Below are 20,822 nucleotides of genomic sequence, written 5' to 3' on the forward strand. Positions count from 1 at the left end.
GCAAGCTCTAAGACCTGCAGTAAGTGTGGTGCACTGAAAAAAGATTTAACGCTCAGAGACAGAGTCTATGAATGTCCTGAATGTGGATTGACAATAGATCGCGATCTGAACGCAGCAATTAACCTGAGACAACAGATAAAAAACGTAGGGAAAGCTATCTCCGAACTAATGCCTGTAGAGCTGACGGCTCTGTTATCTGATTTAGAAATAAATGGGATAGCAACCAGCAGTGTTGAAGCAGGAAGTTGGTAGAAAACCTATAAATTTATAGCTTTTTATATATCTTTATAGTTTTTTATAGATCCAAACTAGCGGATAAAAGTACATGGGCAGGAGTGAATCCTACCCAAATGATTTGACCTATTCTGGTGAATAAGGAAGGAAAACTTTCTGAAGATCCTCATCCTCAAGAGGTATGTATTCCCCCTCTTCAAGGGAGTCATCAAGCTTAAGCTGTCCGATATAAAGTCTCTTTAATTCCGTGACTTCATTATCGACACACTCAAAAAGTCTTTTGACCTCATGAAAACGACCTTCGGTTACAGTTACTAAGGCCTCATGATCAGACAGAATTTCAAGTAATGCACTCTTGTATCTGGTTTTCTCCTCTGGATGCTTTAGTCCCTTTTTAAAAAGCTCAACATCCTTAGGGACAATTTTGTCTCTTGTTGAAACCAGATAGGTTTTAGTTACTTCTGATTTTGGAGAAGTAATCTTATGATTCAGATCGCCATCATCTGTAACTAACAGCAGACCGGTTGTATCAATATCAAGTCTTCCAACACAATGCATCTGAGTGAACTTGGGAATATCACTGAAGATGTTTATGACTACAGGATTATTGTTATCTCTGTCGGCACAGACATAGCCAGATGGTTTGTTGAGCATAAAGACTCGTTTTTTAAATCCGTCTGAAGCCTCAACCTCATAGCCATCAATAACGATTTCATCGGTTACAGAAATCTTTGAGGCAGGATCAAGTACGATTTCACCATTGACTTCAACCTCGCCTGCCTTGATAAGCTTTGCAGCAGCAGAACGAGGAACATCAAAGTTATGAGATACAGCCTTGTCTAAACGAAGGGTATCATTAGCCATTATATTTACCCAGAATTAAGGTAGCGTTAGTACCGCCGAAACCAAAGCTGTTTGACATAATGGTATTTAAGGTAGCTTCACGAGCTTTATTGGCAACAATATCAAAGCCCTTAGCATTCTCATCTAAGGTTTCAATATTAATAGAAGGTGCAATAAAGTTATTCTGCATCATAATCAGACTGAAGATAGCCTCATTAACACCTGCAGCACCTAAAGCATGACCAGTCATAGACTTGGTTGAAGAGATAGGAGGACAGTTATCGCCGAATACACCACGAATTGCCTCAAGCTCCTTGATATCACCCAATACGGTTGCTGTGCCGTGGGTATTGATGTAATCAATCTTGGAATTGCAGCTTGCAAGAGCCTGTTTCATACATCTTAAAGCGCCCTCGCCTGATGGAGCAACCATATCATAACCGTCTGAGGTTGCACCATAGCCTACGACCTCGGCTATAATATGAGCACCTCTTGCCTTGGCATGTTCTTCAGATTCTAAAACCAGAATACCGCCGCCGGCACCGATAACGAAACCGTCACGGTTTGCATCGTATGGTCTTGAAGCCTTTTCAGGAGTCTCGTTAAAGCCCTTTGATAATGCTCCCATACCATCAAACAGACATGAAATAGTCCAGTCTACAGATTCACCGCCACCGGCGAACATTACATCCTGTCTGCCTAAAGCAATCTGATCACATGCAAGAGCGATGCAGTGAGCTGAGGTTGAACATGCAGAGCTTACGCTCATTGAAGCGCCCCTGATCTTGAAAGCTGTTGCAAGGTTTGCAGATACAGTAGAGCTCATTGCCTTTGGAACTGCATATGGACCAACTTTCTTAACACCTTTTTCTACAAGGATATCTGCTGATTCAACAATAGTTCTGGTATCTCCACCGCCAGAACCTGCAATCAGACCTGTTCTGTCATTACTTACGTCTTCGTCGGAAAGTCCTGCCATACTGATTGCCTCTTTCATGGCAATATATGAATAAGCGGCAGCTTCACCCATGAAACGAAGAACTTTTCTGTCGATAAGATCTTTCAGATCAAGATCAACTAGACCGGCTACCTGGGAACGCATCTGTTTATCAACAAAGTCCTGAGCCTTTTTAATTCCTGATTTGCCTTCTTTTAGTGACTTTAAAACTGCATCTACGCCTACACCAATCGAAGATACAATTCCGTAACCTGTAATGACAACTTTTTTTAATGTCATACGTACTCCAAAAAAAATTATTAAAGTTTTTTTTATATGTTATGAGCGCACATTGAACCACGGTAAATGTGCAAGATTGCGGTTTAGTGCATTTGTGAATTCAAACTTCAGAAGAATTATAACAATTATGTTTTCCTGTGAATACCACTTGAAGTCAATCACAATAAAAGTTGTCAAATTCTTGCATCATCGATCACAACATTATTGCTAATAGAATTTACGACCAGAAAGTTAGAGGTTGTTCGTGGGAGACGCGTTGTAAAAAAAACTTAGCTTTTGATTTGAATTTCTGAATTTTGTTGTATAATAGCGCACGTTGTAAAGACGATATATAACATATATATCAGCTTAAACCAGTATTATTTAGGTATTTATTTTTTTTATGGCAAAAGAAGAAAGCATTGAAATGCAGGGCACCATCCTAGAAACCCTGCCAAATACTATGTTCCGCGTTCAGCTGGAAAACGGTCATATTGTTATGGCCCACATCTCAGGAAAAATGCGTAAGAATTACATCAGAATTCTTACCGGTGATAAGGTTACCGTTCAGATCACTCCTTACGATCTGACCAAGGGCAGAATCACCTTCCGCGCCCGCTAAAAAATCCCCTAAAAAATATATAGCCACTTAATGCATAACGTATTAAGTGGATTAGTTTATTCTTAATTTTATTTAAAATTGGAAGGGGTTTTCGTGTCTAATAAAGAACTATTAAAAAGGTATACACTTTTCTTTTTATCTGTTGTATTTCAGGGAATAGCAATCGCATCAATTACATTTGCAAATATAGGAACCACTCCTATCTCCTCTGCAAATTATGTACTTTCACTGCACTCATCCTTCACTCTTGGTGAAACAACTCTGATCTTCAATATTCTACTGATGATTCTGCAGATTATGTTCATCTCAATTGGAAAGGATCCGCTAAAAAAACACGCAGTTAACCTTTTAATGCAGATTCCAGTGTGTCTAATCTTCTCATTTATGATTGATCTTGGAATGAATCTATTGAGAATCTCACTTCCAGATGAAATCAGCTACCTTGTTTCCTGGATTCTGGTGGTATCAGGAACAGTTCTTCTGGCTTTGGCAGTTTCACTGTCTGTAACATCCAATGTTGCAATGGTACCCGGCGAATATTTCATCAAGATTTTCCATCCGCTGGTTAACAGAACCTTCAGCTTTGTAAAGACTTTCTTTGATATCTTCCTGGTTTCATCTGCAGTAATTCTGTCACTCTTCCTGACAGGCTTCACTCAGATTGAGGCTGTTCGTGAGGGAACTCTGTTTGCTGCTTTATGCACAGGACCTATCGTGCATTTCTTTATTCCACTTACAGCAAAGCTAAAACCTCTGCTGCAGAAATAAAAAAAATCCGCCGGCTGTTGAACAAAAAGAAAACAGCCTGACGGATAACAATAGCAATTAACTGCTAGATATTCTTAATAATCTCATCACCAAATTCACTGGTTGTTAAGGTTGTTGCACCTTCCATCAGACCAGAGAAATCAGAAGTTACGCGTTTTGAACTGATAGCCTTTTCCATTGCATCAACAATCAGATCAGCAGCCTCGTTCCAGCCCATATGACGAAGCATCAGTTCAGCTGAAAGAATGATTGAACCAGGATTTGCCTTGCCTGTACCTGCAATGGTAGGAGCTGTACCATGAGTTGCCTCAAAGATAGCACTGTCAGCACCGATGTTTGCTCCAGGAGCAATACCGATACCACCAACCTCAGCAGCTAAAGCGTCAGAGATATAGTCACCGTTCAGGTTCATGGCACAGACCACATCATAATCCTGAGGGTATAGAAGAATGTTCTGCAGGAAGGCGTCAGCAATACAATCCTTAACAACGATACGTTTCTGAGTCTTTGGATTTACAAAGCTTACTACGCCATTCTCATCCTTTGTAGCACCGTATTTCTCTTCAGCCAGCTTGTAGCCCCAGTTCTTAAAGGCACCTTCAGTGAACTTCATGATGTTGCCCTTGTGAACGATGGTTACAGACTTTCTGTCATGGTCGATAGCGTATTCAAAAGCAGCACCGATCAGTCTTTCAGTACCAGCCTTTGACATTGGCTTTACACCGATACCGCAGTTTTCAGTGAAACGAATCTTCTTAACATTCATTTCATTCTCAAGGAAAGCAATAAGCTTCTTGGCACCTTCAGAGTTTGCCTCCCATTCAATACCTGCGTAGATATCCTCTGCATTCTCACGGAAGATAACAGTATCAACAAGTTCAGGATGTTTTACAGGAGAAGGTACGCCCTTGAAGTAACGAACTGGACGTAAACAGATGTACAGATCAAGAGTCTGTCTTAGAGCAACGTTTAAGGAACGGATACCGCCGCCGACAGGTGTGGTTAGAGGACCTTTAATTGCAACATGATATTTTCTGATGAAATCAAATGTTTCATCTGGAAGCCAGGTATTGTCACCGTAAACCTCAACAGATCTACCGCCTGCATAGATTTCCATCCAGGAGATCTTTTTCTTCTGGCTGTATGCCTTTGCAACTGCAGCATCAACAACCTTCTGCATTACAGGTGTGATATCTGCGCCGATACCATCACCACGAATAAAAGGAACAATTGGATTATCAGGAACAATCAGCTTACCGTTTGCATCAATCTCAATTGCGCTACCCTGTGTAGGAACAACAACTTTACTGCTGAACATTAGTCACTCCATAAATTTAAATTCTATGGAGCTATTGTAGCAAAACACACATAGATTAAAGTTAATAAGCAAGATATGCCCAAAATGGATGATTTTTGTGCAAAGAAGTGTGTAACCAGAAAAAATGTACGCTAAATATCATCAAGTTTCTGTGCCATATCACAGCCAAAGCTTGATTTTAGAGAGCATGATTTTTCGTAGAATTCCTTACCTCTTCTGTAGCTGCGCTCTACACCTTCACCTTTCTCATGCATAAGGCCAAGATAACCGCATGCAAGTCCGTTGTTCATGTTACAGGCCATTCCAAGATATTTTAAAGCGCTGGCATAGTCAGGCTTTTTATTCTGTCTTGGAGTGTTCTTGTACTGAAGACCAAGATTCATACAGCCATCAGAAACTTTAAGGTTACAGGACTTCTCAAAATAAGAGAAGGCCTTTGTCTGAGACTGAACTACACCCTTTCCTTCCAAATAAAGAGTACCTAAGGCATTGCAGCCAAAGCCATCTTTTAGAGAACATGATTTTTCATAAAGCTCTGCTGCCCTGTTTGCGTCCTTTCTGAACTCTGGAGAGTATTCATATAAAACACCAAGATTGTAGCAGCAGTCTGCACTGTCGATATTACAGCCGTACTGATAGAACTGGAGAGCAGTAATAAGGTCAGGCTTATTTCTTGACTTGTTTTTAGGTACTGCATAGAGGTTTCCCGCTTCCCAGCATGCTTCCTTTGAATTTAAGGCACATGCTTTCTCATAAAGCTTCAAGCCGATCTTGATATCATCCTCATCGCCTTGAAGATAAACTTTGGCTAAGCCCACACACCCTTCAGGGTTATCTGCCTTACAGGACTTTTCAAATAATTCCTTAGCTTTTCTTTGATTTCTTTTTGGATTTTTAGGATCATTCAAAACTCTGCCAAGATTAGAGCATCCTACAGAATATCCCATATAACAGGCTTTTTCGTAGCTATTCTGAGCTTTACTCAAATCGAAATGACCGTATTTTTTGGTTTCATAGATTTTGCCAAGATTATTACAGCTACCGGCATAATTTAGATTGCAGCCTTTATCAAAAAAAACAACGGCTGAATCATATAAATCTTTTCCTAATGAATCATCAAAATACATTTCAGCTAAAAGATGGCATGCTTTGCTGCTCTTCCCATCGCAGGCAATAGTCAGATATTTTTCGGCCTTTTTATAATCCTTATTTTTATATAGGAAAGTTCCTGCAAATTCACATTCGCTGGTATTACCTTTATAACAGTCTTCTATAGCGGACTTAAATTCCCCATCCTCTGAATAAGCACAGAAACTTGAAAAAAAAGACACTACTGCCAAGTAATAAAAAAAACGTTTACTTCGCAATATCTGCATACACATATCCTCTCACCTAGGTCTTATATATAGAATGATAGAAAAGAAATGGGTGAGTAATAAAAAAACAGCTAATAATTACTTATTTTTTTTAATATTCTTTTGTTTTTTCTAATTAGTTCACATTACGTACAGAGGCAGACTTAAAAAAAACATTACCAGCTGTCAAAAAGTAGTTTTTTTTCGATTCTGATTACGATGCTGAATTCATATCCTTCTCTATCAGCTTTGTACTCTGGCTTATCAGAGCATTCTTTTGAACTGCTCTGTAGTGCAGAATATACAGAATACCGCCAAGTACAGTCAGATACATTAAAAACTTTCCATAGGTACCAATCATAGAAGAAAGGCCTATTCCTCTATAGGCAAAATCTCTCCATATTTCGAATTCCCAGGTCAGAGGAAAGCAGTATTTAACTGTGTTAACCCAGTCAGGTAAAGTTCCAGATGCCATTAGTGCACCTCCCATAATAAATCCTGGAGGTACCAGAAGAATCATGCGGCTTCCACCTTCTCCTGGCTGATTTGTGGTCCAAGAGAAAATAAGTGCCATCATGCCGATTGCCATCGCAGTCATAAAAATGCTTGGTAGATGAAAGAAGTAGTTTCCTGAGAATCTTAACTGACCGAAGACCACGATTGCAGAAGTAACCAGCGTAATTGCTGTCGTATAAATCAGGGCATAAGGAATAAGTCTTGCGATTAGTACAGTAACATCGTTTTCAAGAACATTCTGCCAGCGGTTGGTAACCTTTAATCTGCCTACCAGCATCAGACAGGTTAGACCTAAAAGAATTGAGGAGAAGAAATAAATAAAGGCAGAACAGATGTTAATAGTAGATGACATTGTTGGATTGTATAAATCTCTGTCCACAAGATGCATCGGCATCAGCATTGCTTTTGCACCATCCTCTGCAAGCCCCTGAGAAATAGCTATCTTTGTGCCAGATGACTGTGCTGCAATTTCATTGATGATCTTCTGCAGGTTTGATAAAGCCTGTCCATTCTGTGCAAGATTGGAGTAATCAGCCAGATAACCAATGTTAAAGGTAAGCTCTGAACGTGATATCGCCTTTTCAAGACCTTTAGGAATATATAGCACTCCGATATTTCTGTCGTGCTCTAGTAATTTATCAACAGGCAGTGGCGTATGGTATACCTCTGTAATCTCCACATAGGAACTGGTATTTAAAGACTCAACAAGAGAAGTAGAGTAATTTGTCGCATCCAGATCAATTACTGCAATTTTTCCTTCAAAGACAGTTGCATGAGTCATAATCAGAGAAAAAATCAGTGTAGTTAGAATTGCCATCATAAAAGCAGCAATGTGATACGGAATAAAATGACCGCCCATCATCGCTTCAAATTCTTCAAAAATGGCCTGCCTGTATTTATTCATCATCAGCAACCTCCATGGTCATACCAGGAAGACACTCTTTACAGTTTTCATCCAGATAGATTCTGACTTTAAACATTGTTAAATCAGCCTGACCATGTTCTCTTGTCATTCTTAAATCAGAGAAAGATGGAGCTGCGGTAGCAAATCTTACAGTTCCATTAACATAGGAGTCAGAAGCGATCACACGGGCTTTGACTTTCTGACCAGGCTTATAATTTAATACCTGAGTTTCGTTTACATAGATATCAAAATATTTTCTGGAGGTTTCCAGAACCAAAGCAGGAGCATTAGGAGAAATCATCTCACCCTGCTGATACATGATGTTAAGAATCTTTCCATCTTCAGGAGCCTTTAAGATCAAACGGGAATTATTCAGTTCTAGCTGTCTTAAATCGGCCTCAAGCTGACGCAGCTGAGCCTTCATTGACTCAAGAGTATTATTCGCATTTGCAATGGCAAGACGAGAATTACTTATAGAGGTTAGAGTCATACCAGCGGCACTGCCGGTAGTACGTAATCTCTCAAGTTCCTCCTTTGATGCACCTGCAGTCGCAGCATCTAAGGCACGTTGAGCCTGAACTCTGGATGCTTTTGCTCTTGTCAGTGCAGATGAATTGCTGTCATATGCTGACTTTGAAATACTTTTGGAGGTAATCAGTTTTCTTGAGCGGTCATACTCAAGGAAAGCAAGATTCTCCGCAGAACCGGCAGAGTTTAGAGCGGCCTGAAGCTGTTCAATATTATGGTACTGGGTTTTCTCTTCAAGATCGGTATTTTTGGTATCAATCTCAATCTGAGTCATCTGATGAGCTATTGATGCTTTCTGAGCATCAATCTGAGCCTTGAGTTTGTCAATGGAAATGGACATATCCGCATCATCCAGAATCATGAGGATATCTCCTTTTTTTACATATTGGGATTCTTCGATATCTCTTTTTACAAGGCGCCCACCAACATTTTCAAAGGCAACATTGATTTCATCTGCAGTTACAACTCCAGATTTAATTCTCATAGCAACAGAAGTTGCATCACCTCGAGAACCAAAGAAAATAAGAATTGAGCTTACACAAAGCAGAGCTAACATTGTAGCGATCACTCTAATGATGCTACGAGAGTGAGATGAGTTTAGTTTCTCCATGGATTTAATAAGACTGTACTAAAGCCTTTCGTAGAATTCTCAACCTAGGAAACAGGTTACCGAAAAACTTGTACGGGCAGATTCTACACAAATCATATTTTCTGTGTAAGCGCAATTTTATTATACATTCAACTTTTTGAACAATGTTAGGTCTACAGGAACCAAGCCAAACAACATAAAAAAAAATCCGTCTCTCACCTGCATTAAGCATTCAGATGCTACAGCAGGCTAAAAGGCGGATGATTTTTGAAAATAGAATTACTTAATTAGTCGATGATAAGTTTAGCACCTACAATCCTGATAAATAGAGTACCCAGCTTCTCATTATATTCACTGACAGCAACATCACGGATTTCAGCAAATACTTCAGCGTTTGAGAGATCTACTGAAGGAAGACCTCTTTTCTTGATGTACAGACCTATGATGTCCTCATCAATAACGTGGATGGTACCGACCTGAAATTCCATGCACACAAATTCCTTTGAAATGCCGCTAAGCTGCATATTCTTTGGAGAGCCATTGATAAAGATTTCATAGACATCCTGATAGATCTCTTCAAGCTCACTGATGGAATTGCTTAGAAGTCTTACAGACTCCTTGATCAGCATAGGAAGTCTGGTTGAGTGCATCTTATCTGCTTTTTCTTTGATTTGCTGAACAACATTTATATCAGAATCAAAGCCTGGAATTGTAAGAGATGGATCTTTCTGAGCTTCACGAATCAGATCGGATTTAGTTTTCATGTCATGCCTCCACATTCTTGAACTTTATGCAAAATTTGCAGAACCAATTTAATTATAGCGAGCAGACCTATGCTTTCTGATTGAAAATCGTCATAACGTGAACAAGCTTATGTTTCATTATTTCAAAACGAGTAGGATGTCGCATTTGTAAAATTTATTTTCAAAATCAATTTATTAACCTCAAAAACAGGAACTCAATTTGTGTTGATCTATGAAACATACTTGAGTACAGATTAAAAAAAATCCGCATAAAATTGATTATTTAAACGCTTACGAAATTTTAGATTTCGTAAAAAATAATCAATTTGATCAAATTATTGGCACAATGCATCAGAATATCCTGCTGATTATTCGCCATATATCTTAAACAAAGGTGTATTCTGCATTACCAGAGGGCTGTCATGAGTGAAATACATGATGCCATCGACATAAGCAGATATTCTTGCCTTAACATTACCCTCATAAGGATCGACAATTCTTCCAAGTTCATCCCCCTTTCTGACAAAATCCCCTGCATTCTTCTTACGGTAGAAAAAGCCGGCACATGGAGCCTGAACCACAACCAGATCAGATTCGTTGACTACAACCGAAGCTATCGCAGGATCATAGGATTTTTTAAGAAGCATTCCATGCTTGTACATGAAGCGTAGAATTGCATTAACCTGGTTCTTGCACAGAAGACCTTCAATCCTGTAATTAGTTCCGCCATACAGAGAGAAGGTTTTAGTGTTCCAGATCTGCCAGTTGTAATTTAAAAGAGTTGTATCAAAAGGATGAGGATCTGACACGCATATATATGGAAGACCAAAGTCCTTTGCTTCATCCGTGTAATCGTCTATTGCGGTTCTGATAATTCTAACGTGAGGAATAAAATCCCCCGGCATATAAAAGGATGCCAGCTGGATTCCATATTCAAAGCCTTCAAGATTTTTAAATAAACCTGCAGCAATTCTCTGAGTGGTCTCTCCCTTGTCATAGCCAGGAAACATTCGGTTGATATCTGTGTCATCCATCGCCCAGAATCTTTTCTCAATATTCATGGAGAAAGGATTCGCACTTGGGATAATCGTGACAGATACGTTCTTGGAAATAAGCCCCTTTCTCTCAAGAGAATTCAGCTCCCGAACAACCTGAGAGGCAACATACTGCTGTGCAACCTCATCTCCACGCATGGCACCGACAATTGCCAGAGATTTTTTACCTTCACCAAAGGTATAACCGATTATTTTGAAATCATCTCTAAATGGAGATTTCATAGAGTACAGTATTTCTTTTTTCACTGTCAGCTCCTGTTTATACGATGTATTCTTGCCAGTAGAGAGCCTTCATAAACAACTGGATAAGCTCTTAGAGTAAACATAAGTCCATCGGTTGGAGCCTTAACATCCTCAATAATCTCACCTGTAAGAGAGCTGATTATTCTCCCGATACTCTCACCTTTTTTTACCATACAGTTATTAGAATATCTGGTTACAAAGACACCTGACGAAGACGCATTAACAAATTCCACCTCATCTTTTACAGACAAGATTGGTGTTTTTATATTCTCTGAAACAGAGCCGCTCCACATACCAAGATGCTTCATAAGATTAAAAATGCCGTCAATAAGAGCTTCTCCGTATTCACTGGTAATACGCATACCAACTCCCATCTCCACCACAAGAGTTCTGGTACCGACAATATTAAGAGAATGAGCAAGAGTTGATTCTAATACCGTTGCAGCATCGTGCACCCAGACAAAATCAACATTCAGAAGATTGGCAAGAGGTACCAGTTCTGACTGCTGATTAACACAGATTCTGACCTGAGGGATCTCATTTAAAAAGATGTTGCTTGAATGTATATCGATAACCAGATCCGCCCCTCTTAAATCCTCAACAATATAGTGAGCCGCTGCCTCCACCAGGGAGCCACCAAGAGAGCCGGGAAAGATTCGGTTCATATCGATATCAAAATTTGGAACACCCCTGGTAATTGAATCTATGCCAAGAGGATTTAAAGCAGGATAAATCTCGACAGAGCCGTTAAGACAGGCTAAAGCATCGTCTCTGCTTAGAATACTGTTTAAAAGAAAGGCCACATACTGACCTTCAAGTTCATCTCCGTGAGTTCCTGTAACAATACAGAGCCTTTTTGAAGAATTTCCGTTTCTTATTACATTCTTTTTTATAAGAAGCTGTTCACCGACTGGAAGTTCGGCGCTGAATACTTCCTGAATCATACTTCACCTACATTAACGTGTACCGCCATAAACTGAACTGCATTGCCGGTGAATACTCCCCGACTTACAGGGCAGTCGTTAACATCACGTCCATGAGAAATTTTTATATAGCCAAAATCAATCTTTCTGTTGTGGGTAGGATCAAAGCCATACCAGTATGAGTCTATAAGAACCTCAACCCAGGCATGGGTTTTACCGTCCCCAGAAATAAGACCGTTTACATAACGGCAGGGAATTTTTAAATACCTAAGAAAACAAAGCATGAGATTTGCGTAGTCCTGACAGACACCTTTTCTGGAAACAAAGACCTGCTCTGCAGTGGTGTTCATTGAAGTTATGTCACTTTCATAACTGACAAGGTTATGTACTATATCCATAATCAGAAGAACACGCTCCATCAGATTCGATGGAAAATAGAAAGATAAAAGATATTCAGAGATGTCTCTGCTGTATGAGGTAAGAGGAGTCTGAATAGAATAAATATAAGGGTTATCCTCATTCTTTATTCTGTAAACAGACTGTCTCACAACTCCATAACTCTGCCACATAAGGCTTCTGTGGAAATTAAAACTTCCGCCATAGCAGATTGAATTTCCAAAGGAGTCATATGAACTTGATATAGAGTCAAAACCTACGTGAATAAAATCAGCTCTGAGATTAGACTGAAATTCATTTTCGTAAGGAAGAGCCCTTACGAGAACATAATGCTGTCTAACCGGTTCGTCGGTAGTCAGCATTGTCTCGTAACTGAAAATGTATTCCTTATGATCTTTCATTGTTAGATAACAACCATACGGTTAACAATTTCCAGCATCTCTTTCTTGTACAGACTATCGTTGATCTCGTAGCGCTCCATATCCAGCATCAGATCAAATCTTTTAAGAGAATAGTCATCAAAAACAGACTGTTCTATCTCAGTCCATCTCAAAAGACTGTTAAAGACCTCTCTGACCACGCTATAGCGATAATCAAAGCGCATGTGCATATCAAGACTTTCAATAAAACGACCATAACGTACAAAGGCTAAAGCCTTGTCATCGAAAAGACGCTCCTCGATAGATCCGAAAAAAGCCAGAAGATTATCTGTAATCAGCTGCATGCTCGGAATTGAATCCTCAGCAAAATTCTTTACTGCCATACGCTCTAGGTAACATATAGACATCTGTATATATGATAAAGACTCTGACTTTATGACCTCTCTTAAAAGAATGGCATTATCATTGGCACCATTAAGACAGGACATGATCGAGCTTGGGTTTGATTTATCGAACATATAGATGTTCGAAAACTCCTTAAATGACATGTTCTCTTTGACATCTGGTCCGAGATTTTTTGCATAGGTTGCAAAATCCACCGGGTTTCCGTCCAGATACATATCAAAATAACGGCGCAGAAAATGAAGGCTCAAATACACACGTTCTGCATATCGACCGAGCCAGAAAAGACGATTTGCCTTGGTATCGGAAATAGCAATTGAAGTCATATCGTTCCCCCTTTATTCACACATTACCCATGTATCCTTAAATCCACCGCCCTGAGAGGAATTGACCACGAAGGAGTTTGGATTACGGCTGAATCTTGTAAGACCACTTGGCCAGACAGAGGTTGTCCTGCCAGAGATTACAAATGCTCTTAAGTCGGCCTTACGCATAACAGTGCCGCCACTCTCGTCATCAAAAATCTCAAGATCCCTAAAATCTATTACCTCCTGAGCAATAAAGCGTCGAGGATCTTCTTTAATCAGATCCTTTAACTCTAAAAGACTTTTCTCATCCAGATCTCTGCCAAAGACAACACCATAGCCGCCAGCTTCACTAACGTCCTTGATTACAAGCTTTTCAAGAGATGAAAGGATATAGTCATAGTCCTCCTTGTAATAAGGAAGATAGGTTGGCGCATTGTGAAGAATAGGCTCCTCGTCAAGATAGTAGCGAATCATCTTAGGAACAAAATAGTAGATGCCCTTATCATCGGCAACTCCGTTGCCAAGTGCATTGACTACAGCGACATTGCCCTTTCGTACTGCCTGCATCAGGTTTGGAATACCAATAAGTGAATCAGGAACAAAGGTATTAGGATCCATGTAATCATCAGAAGTTCTGCGATAAATACATCCTATGCGTTCCTTTTTACCGTGAAGTCCCAGATAGTAGGCATAATCATCCTCAACCACGATTTCGCCGGCATAGGCAAGTGTTGCACCTGCCTTTTCAGCAAGATAAGAGTGCTCAAAGAATGCTGAATTATAACGACCTGGAGTAAATATGACGTTAAGACCGCCACCAACGTTCACGTAATCCATCATATTCCTGAGCAGATCACCGTAGTCACGGTTATCCAGAATCTTCTTGTCTCTGAAGATTGCAGGATAGACCTTACGCATAACATTTCTTGCGATCATAGGATAAGAGGCTCCGGATGGAATTCGCAGATTATCCTCAAGAATAAACCAGTCGCCGTTTTTTGCCTGAACAAGATCAATTCCTGCAATATGAGCATAAATACCTTCAGATGGAGTTATTCCCTCGCACTCATGAAGATAGCCTTTGGATGAGTAAACGAATTCAGGAGGAATAATCCCATCATTTATGATTTTTTTGTCATGGTAAACATCATAAATAAATCTGTTCAGTGCGGTAGCTCTCTGTATAAGCCCCTTTTCAAGAATATCCCAGTCATCCTTGGTGATAACTCTTGGAATTGAGTCATAAGGGAACAGTTGCTCCTTAAATACCCCGTTTTTGTAAATACCGAACTTGACACCATAGCGTTCAAGCCAGGAATTTACTGCGTTTCTGCCTTCTAATAATGTTTCCATGAGATTCTCTCTTATTTTTTTTATTCACAATTTATTAATATCAGAGAAAACAGCGAGATTTATGCCTGAAGCTCGATTTCACGATTGAGATACAAATTGCTCAAAATTGGAAAATACATTGCACTATTTATTTTCATTTTCTTAAGAAGGAAAGAATCGTAATGCTCAAAAAAAAGAGAAAATCGGTAGAGATCAGATATCGGAAAATAACAGAAAAAAGCTAATCCTAGTCTAAGTATGGAGTTTCAAAATACGAAAGGTTTACACATTTATATATTGAGGACTCACCATGAGCGAACAAATCTTCACAGCTAAGGCTGTAAAAAAAAACAATGGGCAGAACAGCCTACACAATATTCACTGTACTCTTTATCGTAACTTTCTTTTTTCTGAGTGCCATTGTCAAAGCTGGTGATGAGATTGCAGCTGAGACTTATGAGGCAGGAGTGCATACGGTCTGCTCAATGCTACACTTTCTGCCTTTAATAACAGTAATCCTCTTTTCCTATTTCTGCATGGCAAGAAGACTTCGTGACTGTGGAAAGAACTCCTACTATGCATGGTTCATTATGATTCCTATTTTTGGTATGGGATACGTTTTTTATCTTTGCTTTCCTGAGAGCAAAGCTACAGCACAGAATTAAAAGTATCTTTTTGCAATCCTCTATCTCTGTATAGAGGATTATCCTTTCAAGTACGCTATTCAAAGACACAAAATCTGCTCTGCACAAAAATCAGATCCCATGCAAGATCACAGTTTTTCTGATAAAATACAGTGATATTGGAGAAACACATGTCAGAAAGATTTAAACCATACGCAACAGTTGCTCTAATCATTGAGCACAACGGAAAATACCTAATAGTAGAAGAGTACAACGAAGATCAGAATAACCGACTGGTTTTTGGTAATCCATGCGGACATATTGATGGAAAAGAAACAATTCTTGAAGCAGCAAAAAGAGAAGGTTATGAAGAAACCGGCGCTGAAGTTGAAATTCTGAATCTGATTTCTATCAATGACTACGTAAAAGACAACGAGACCATTTACAGATTCTGCTTTGAAGCAAAATTCAAGGAAATACCGGAGAATCTTAAGGCAGATGATCCTGATCATGAGATTCTGGCTGTTAAATGGTATACAAAAGAGCAGATCTACTCTGGAAAAGACTGCTGGAGAACCCGTCTTGTGGGTCAGAATTTTGATGACTACTTTGCAGGCAAAAGATACCCTGTTGATCTTATAAGAAGTATTCATCCTTAAAGCAGACAGCTTTCTGTTTAGACTGAAAAAACACGTTTCATTTTATTCCCTTTCCTGAATAAGGATTGGGATTCAAAGCAAAAGACTTACTTATGATTTTTGATCCAAAAATACCTTATGACGAGCTGAAGGGTAAGCACGTTGTGCTAGGCCTTTCTGGTGGAGTTGACTCCTCTGTAAGTGCTGCCATTCTAAAAGAACACGGCATGAAGGTAACAGCTCTTTTCATGAAGAACTGGGAAGAGGATGATAACGACTCATACTGTGCAGCTGCACAGGATCGAGAAGATGCTCAGAAGGTTTGCGACAAACTTGGAATTGAGCTTAAGACCATTAATTTCGCAGCTGAGTACTGGGATAATGTGTTTGAAATCTTCCTGTCAGAATACAAGGCAGGACGTACTCCAAATCCAGATATTCTCTGCAACAAGGAAATCAAATTCAAAGCCTTCATGGATTACGCAACCCAGGTGCTGAAGGCTGACTATATTGCTACAGGACACTACTGTCAGAGAAGCTTTAATACTGAACGAGCACATCTATTACGCGGCTTTGACAAGAACAAGGATCAGAGTTACTTCCTGAATGCAATCGGACAGAATATTCTGGAGAGAGTACTCTTCCCTGTAGGTGATCTTGAGAAACCAAAGGTAAGAGAAATTGCAGAATCTCTAGGCTTAGCTACAGCAAAGAAAAAAGACTCAACCGGAATCTGTTTTATCGGAGAAAAGAGATTCCACGAATTTTTATCTAAATATCTTCCTGCTCAGCCTGGTCCTATCAAGACTGTTTCAGGACAGGTTGTGGGACAGCACGACGGACTTATGTACGCCACCATTGGACAGAGAAAAGGTCTGAACATCGGCGGTACAAAGGACGGAAACGGCAAACCTTGGTACGTTGTAGACAAGGATGTAAAAAACAATACTCTAATCGTGGCCGAAGGCAATGACGACAAGGCTCTGTACTCAATCGGACTGAATGCAATTTCAGAAACCTGGATAACTGAATGTCCAAACTTACCATTTGAGTGCACTTGCAAAATTCGCTACCGTCAGCCTGATGTTGAATGTACAATTTACCGCGAAAAGGAAAACCTGAGGGTTATGTTCAAAAAACCTGTTGCTGCCGTTGCACCTGGTCAGTCAGTTGTGTTCTATGACGGACCTGACTGTTTAGGCGGAGCTGTAATTGATAGTCACATCAAAGGATAAGCTGTATGACCGATATAAAATCAGAAACAATCGCCCTTGCAGCATTATTTCAGTGTTGCACTCAGATTCAGAGACTGGCATCAACCGGATACTACGATGAACAATCCGTTTCCTGTGTAATCAGAGCACTTCTGGTTACAGATCCAAGAACCATTGAGGATATCTATGAACCATCAAGACTGATGGTTGGATTCAAACAGCTGGTGGACAGCTTTGGAAAATCAGATGTTGCCAAAACAGCAACAACCATCGAGGTTACCAAGATGGCCTTAAAGCTGATTTCGCTGGCCCACAGTGTTGAGCGGAATTCAAAGATCTTTTCAAGACTTTCCGATGAAATTGACAGTCTGAAAAGAGCGGTTACGGCAGAACATCCTGATTTCTTTGAAGCCGGAATTTCTGTAGTAAATGATCCTACCAACATCCACCTTTTTGGTTCCCTGTACCAGTCAATTATCAGCCCTAATTTTGCAAAACTCCTAATCTACGGGGAGGAGAGACATCTTAGAATTCCTGAGAATCAGGAAAAGATCAGAGCACTTCTGCTTGCAGGAATAAGAGCTGTAATTCTTTGGAGACAGGTAGGCGGAAGAAGATTCCTGGTATTTCGTCGCAAGGCAATTTTAGAATACGCGCAAAAGTTTTCCTAACAGTTCGCTAAACACTATCTTATGAGGATTAAAATGAACTTATCATCACTATCTGCAATTTCACCATTGGACGGACGTTACGGTTCTAAGACCGAAGAACTAAGACCAATCTTCTCAGAGTACGGTCTGATGCGTTTCCGTGTTCAGGTTGAACTTACATGGTTAAAACACCTTGCAGCTTGCGAAGAAATAAAAGAAGTTCCAGCTTTTTCAAAGGAAACAATTGCTTTTATTGATAACATCATCGCTAATTTCTCAGAAGAAGATGCTTTAGATATCAAGAAGCGTGAAGCTGTAACCAATCACGATGTTAAGGCTGTTGAATACTTCCTCAAGGATAAGACTGCAAACTGCGAAGAGATTGCAAAGGTTAAGGAATTCATTCACTTTGCATGTACCTCTGAAGACATCAACAACAACTCTCACGCTTTAATGTTAAAGACTGCTCGTGAGGAAGTTATTCTTCCTGTTATTGATGAGATCATCGCTAAGATCACCGAGCTTGCTCACAAGTATGCTGATGTTCCTCTACTGGCAAGAACCCACGGTCAGCCTGCATCACCTACCACCATCGGTAAGGAGATGGCAAACGTTGTATACCGTATGCGCCGTCAGCGCAAGCAGATCGAAGCTGTTGAAATCATGGGCAAGATCAATGGTGCAGTTGGTAACTTCAACGCTCACAGCGTTTCATATCCAAACGTTGACTGGTATGAATTCTCTAAGAAGTTTGAAGAGGATTTAGGTCTTACCTTCAATCCATATACAACTCAGATTGAGCCTCATGACTACATTGCTGAGCTGTTTGCTGCTGTAGACAGATTCAACACTATTCTTATCGACTTTGACAGAGATATCTGGGGTTATATTTCAAACGGCGTATTCACACAGAAAACAATTGCCGGTGAAATCGGTTCTTCAACCATGCCTCACAAGGTAAACCCAATTGATTTTGAGAACTCCGAGGGTAATCTTGGTATCGCTAATGCCCTGTTTGTTCATCTAGGCAACAAGCTTCCAATTTCTCGTTTCCAGAGAGACCTGACAGACTCAACTGTTCTACGTAATCTAGGTGTTGCTTTCGGTTACTCAATTCTTGCATACAAATCAACTCTAAAGGGTATTTCAAAGCTTCAGGCAAATGCAGAGCATACTGCAGTTGAACTTGATAACAACTGGGAAGTTCTAGCAGAGCCATATCAGACTGTAATGCGTCGCTATGGCATAGAGAATCCATACGAGAAGCTGAAGGCATTAACCCGCGGTCAGAAAGTAACCAAGGAAATCATGGAGAACTTCCTTGAGGAACTTGATATGCCAGAGGAGGCAAAGGCTCTGTTAAGAGGTCTTACCCCTGCCAAGTATATCGGTCGCGCAGTTCAGTTTGCAAAAGATATCTAATTTCTGTTTTAGATATAAACCGCTTTAAATAGAAGACTGGAGAAGCTTAGCAAGAAGCTCTCCAGTTTTTTTATTGTCCTGATATAGTCAAATCCTATAACTAACTATACAAAATCAGTATTAGAAAAAATCCTCATAATCAGATACCTTATTTTCTAACAATTAAAAATAAGGAAATAATCTATGAACAATACAATCCCTTTTAAATACGACTATGTCGGCAGCTTCCTGAGACCTGCTGCAGTCAAAAACGCAAGAAATCTTTTCAAGGCAAAGAAGATTACAGCTGAAGAACTTAATATTGTGGAAAACGAGGAAATTGCCAAGCTAATTCAGAAACAGAAGAATGCAGGCTTCCACGTAATCACAGACGGCGAGTACAGAAGAGCCTACTGGCACCTTGATTTCTTCTGGGGATTAAATGGTATTGAAGAGACTGAATTAAGTCACGGTTATTTCTTCCATGGAGAGGAGACAGCTAAGGGCTCTATCAAGGTTACCGGCAAAATCACCGGTGAAAATCATCCATTCGTACAGTACTTCAAATTTGTTAAGGAATTTGAAGATGAAAATACTGTTGCAAAGCAGACCTTCCCTGCTCCAGCACAGCTTTTGGCCGAGCTCTTCAGAAAAGACAACATCGAGAACACTAAGGCAGTCTACCCTGATATCAATGTTCTGATTGAAGATATCGGTGCTGCATACAGAACCGTAATCAAAGAGCTTTATGAGGCAGGCTGCAGAAACATTCAGTTAGATGACTGTACCTGGGGTATGTTCGTAGATGAGAAATACTGGGCAAACCGTCAGAATGGAAATGTTTCCTTTGAAGATGAGGCTAACAAATACCTTAAGGTAAATAACCTTGCTCTTGAAGGTAAGCCTGCTGATCTTACTATCACCACTCACGTATGCCGTGGTAACTACCACTCAACCTATGCCTGCACAGGTCCTTACGACAAGATTGCACCATTCTTATTTGCAAAAGAGAATGTTGATGCCTTCTATCTTGAGTTTGATGATGAGCGTTCAGGTGGATTTGAATCTCTAAAGTATATTCCAAAGGACAAGAAGGTAATTCTTGGTCTGATTACCTCAAAGAGAGCGGATCTTGAGGATAAGGATTTCATCAAGCAAAGAATTGCTGAAGCTTCTAAGTACGTTGATCTGGACAGGTTAAATCTATCACCTCAGTGCGGTTTTGCTTCATGTGAAATCGGCAATAAGTTAACTGATGAAGATCAGTGGGCTAAACTGAAGCTGGTTAAAGATATTGCTAATGAGGTCTGGGGAGATAGTCAGTAATCGCGTTCAGTACAGTATGTAGAAATAAGATGTGTTTTCATCAAAAAAATAGCAGAGCGGAAACCTCAGACTTAAGTCTGAGGCGGAGCTCTGCCAACTCAGGCTATATATCTTAAAGAATTTCTTTACAATAACTGTTAGAATATAGGGATTATATGGCTTGGAGAAAACTGTTTTGAAATTTACAAAAACATTAAAAATAAGAATTAATGTACCTTCAGAACAGGAAACACTGTTACGTCAGATGACGGAGCAGTATCGACAGGCATGTAATTTTATTTCAGAATACGTTTTT

At 39.9% G+C, this 20,822-nt stretch carries 21 protein-coding genes; 9 read left to right on the plus strand and 12 right to left on the minus strand.

Annotated features, from left to right (window positions below; translation table 11 throughout):
* Nucleotides 1–252 (plus strand): zinc ribbon domain-containing protein (locus B5D46_RS09775; protein ID WP_143675659.1); only part of this gene is annotated, 252 nt, incomplete at its 5' end.
* A gap of 108 nt (nucleotides 253–360) precedes the next feature.
* Here the strand turns inward: B5D46_RS09775 and B5D46_RS09780 are convergent.
* Together B5D46_RS09780 and fabB are read right to left on the minus strand one after the other, a co-directional pair.
* A complete protein-coding gene (locus tag B5D46_RS09780; protein WP_078929309.1) occupies nucleotides 361–1,098 on the minus strand; it encodes a pseudouridine synthase in 738 nt (245 codons plus the stop codon).
* Nucleotides 1,091–2,314, minus strand: a complete 1,224-nt coding sequence (gene fabB, locus B5D46_RS09785; RefSeq protein ID WP_078929310.1) for a beta-ketoacyl-ACP synthase I — start codon at nucleotides 2,312–2,314, stop codon at nucleotides 1,091–1,093. Before fabB ends, B5D46_RS09780 begins: the two co-directional genes overlap by 8 nt.
* Nucleotides 2,315–2,696: 382 nt before the next feature.
* On the opposite strand from fabB, the gene infA reads away from it, so the two are divergent.
* Together infA and B5D46_RS09795 are read left to right on the plus strand one after the other, a co-directional pair.
* On the plus strand, nucleotides 2,697–2,915 hold the full coding sequence (gene infA / locus B5D46_RS09790) for a translation initiation factor IF-1 (protein ID WP_031492527.1): 219 nt from the start codon (nucleotides 2,697–2,699) through the stop codon (nucleotides 2,913–2,915).
* Between the two features lie 93 nt (nucleotides 2,916–3,008).
* A complete protein-coding gene (locus B5D46_RS09795; RefSeq protein ID WP_078929311.1) occupies nucleotides 3,009–3,683 on the plus strand; it encodes a YczE/YyaS/YitT family protein in 675 nt (224 codons plus the stop codon).
* Nucleotides 3,684–3,747: 64 nt separating this feature from the next.
* On the opposite strand, the gene icd is transcribed toward B5D46_RS09795, so the two are convergent.
* From icd to B5D46_RS09845, 10 genes are all read right to left on the minus strand, one after another.
* A complete protein-coding gene (gene icd, locus B5D46_RS09800) occupies nucleotides 3,748–5,001 on the minus strand; it encodes an NADP-dependent isocitrate dehydrogenase (RefSeq protein WP_078929312.1) in 1,254 nt (417 codons plus the stop codon).
* A gap of 131 nt (nucleotides 5,002–5,132) precedes the next feature.
* Nucleotides 5,133–6,332, minus strand: a complete 1,200-nt coding sequence (locus B5D46_RS09805; RefSeq protein ID WP_159443088.1) for a tetratricopeptide repeat protein — start codon at nucleotides 6,330–6,332, stop codon at nucleotides 5,133–5,135.
* 238 nt (nucleotides 6,333–6,570) lie between these two features.
* Nucleotides 6,571–7,779: an ABC transporter permease gene (locus B5D46_RS09810; protein WP_200805045.1), complete on the minus strand. Its 1,209-nt coding sequence runs from the start codon at nucleotides 7,777–7,779 to the stop codon at nucleotides 6,571–6,573.
* Nucleotides 7,769–8,860 carry an HlyD family secretion protein gene (locus B5D46_RS09815; RefSeq protein WP_078929314.1) on the minus strand — a complete coding sequence of 364 codons (1,092 nt, stop codon included), beginning with the start codon at nucleotides 8,858–8,860 and terminating at the stop codon, nucleotides 7,769–7,771. The genes B5D46_RS09810 and B5D46_RS09815 overlap by 11 nt, the downstream gene beginning before the upstream one ends.
* Nucleotides 8,861–9,180: 320 nt before the next feature.
* Nucleotides 9,181–9,657 carry a hypothetical protein gene (locus tag B5D46_RS09820; protein ID WP_031492520.1) on the minus strand — a complete coding sequence of 159 codons (477 nt, stop codon included), beginning with the start codon at nucleotides 9,655–9,657 and terminating at the stop codon, nucleotides 9,181–9,183.
* Nucleotides 9,658–10,004: 347 nt separating this feature from the next.
* Nucleotides 10,005–10,937 carry a M14 family metallopeptidase gene (locus tag B5D46_RS09825; RefSeq protein ID WP_078929315.1) on the minus strand — a complete coding sequence of 311 codons (933 nt, stop codon included), beginning with the start codon at nucleotides 10,935–10,937 and terminating at the stop codon, nucleotides 10,005–10,007.
* A 2-nt stretch (nucleotides 10,938–10,939) separates the two neighbouring features.
* Nucleotides 10,940–11,878: a M14 family metallopeptidase gene (locus B5D46_RS09830; RefSeq protein WP_078929316.1), complete on the minus strand. Its 939-nt coding sequence runs from the start codon at nucleotides 11,876–11,878 to the stop codon at nucleotides 10,940–10,942.
* The gene (locus B5D46_RS09835) at nucleotides 11,875–12,654 is read right to left on the minus strand and encodes a transglutaminase-like domain-containing protein (RefSeq protein ID WP_078929317.1); all 780 of its coding nucleotides are present in this window, start codon (nucleotides 12,652–12,654) and stop codon (nucleotides 11,875–11,877) included. Before B5D46_RS09835 ends, B5D46_RS09830 begins: the two co-directional genes overlap by 4 nt.
* 2 nt (nucleotides 12,655–12,656) lie before the next feature.
* Nucleotides 12,657–13,361, minus strand: a complete 705-nt coding sequence (locus tag B5D46_RS09840; protein WP_078929318.1) for an alpha-E domain-containing protein — start codon at nucleotides 13,359–13,361, stop codon at nucleotides 12,657–12,659.
* A 12-nt stretch (nucleotides 13,362–13,373) separates the two neighbouring features.
* Nucleotides 13,374–14,696, minus strand: coding sequence for a circularly permuted type 2 ATP-grasp protein (locus tag B5D46_RS09845; protein ID WP_078929319.1), 1,323 nt, complete (start codon nucleotides 14,694–14,696; stop codon nucleotides 13,374–13,376).
* 332 nt (nucleotides 14,697–15,028) lie between these two features.
* Between B5D46_RS09845 and B5D46_RS09850 the strand changes: the two genes are divergently transcribed.
* The 6 genes from B5D46_RS09850 (at nucleotide 15,029) to B5D46_RS09875 (ending at nucleotide 20,527) form a co-directional block, all read left to right on the plus strand.
* Nucleotides 15,029–15,340, plus strand: a complete 312-nt coding sequence (locus B5D46_RS09850; protein WP_078929320.1) for a DUF805 domain-containing protein — start codon at nucleotides 15,029–15,031, stop codon at nucleotides 15,338–15,340.
* A gap of 149 nt (nucleotides 15,341–15,489) precedes the next feature.
* Nucleotides 15,490–15,957: an NUDIX domain-containing protein gene (locus tag B5D46_RS09855; RefSeq protein ID WP_078929321.1), complete on the plus strand. Its 468-nt coding sequence runs from the start codon at nucleotides 15,490–15,492 to the stop codon at nucleotides 15,955–15,957.
* A gap of 92 nt (nucleotides 15,958–16,049) precedes the next feature.
* Nucleotides 16,050–17,171 carry a tRNA 2-thiouridine(34) synthase MnmA gene (gene mnmA, locus B5D46_RS09860; protein ID WP_078929322.1) on the plus strand — a complete coding sequence of 374 codons (1,122 nt, stop codon included), beginning with the start codon at nucleotides 16,050–16,052 and terminating at the stop codon, nucleotides 17,169–17,171.
* Nucleotides 17,172–17,176: 5 nt separating this feature from the next.
* Nucleotides 17,177–17,821: a lysogenization protein HflD gene (locus tag B5D46_RS09865; RefSeq protein WP_078929323.1), complete on the plus strand. Its 645-nt coding sequence runs from the start codon at nucleotides 17,177–17,179 to the stop codon at nucleotides 17,819–17,821.
* Between the two features lie 33 nt (nucleotides 17,822–17,854).
* The gene (gene purB, locus B5D46_RS09870) at nucleotides 17,855–19,222 is read left to right on the plus strand and encodes an adenylosuccinate lyase (protein WP_078929324.1); all 1,368 of its coding nucleotides are present in this window, start codon (nucleotides 17,855–17,857) and stop codon (nucleotides 19,220–19,222) included.
* A gap of 183 nt (nucleotides 19,223–19,405) precedes the next feature.
* Entirely contained in the window at nucleotides 19,406–20,527 is a 1,122-nt protein-coding gene (locus B5D46_RS09875) for a 5-methyltetrahydropteroyltriglutamate--homocysteine S-methyltransferase (protein WP_078929325.1), read from the plus strand.
* The last annotated feature ends 295 nt before the right edge of the window (nucleotides 20,528–20,822 follow it).

This window comes from Succinivibrio dextrinosolvens DSM 3072, assembly GCF_900167015.1.
GTDB classification, from domain to species: domain Bacteria; phylum Pseudomonadota; class Gammaproteobacteria; order Enterobacterales; family Succinivibrionaceae; genus Succinivibrio; species Succinivibrio dextrinosolvens.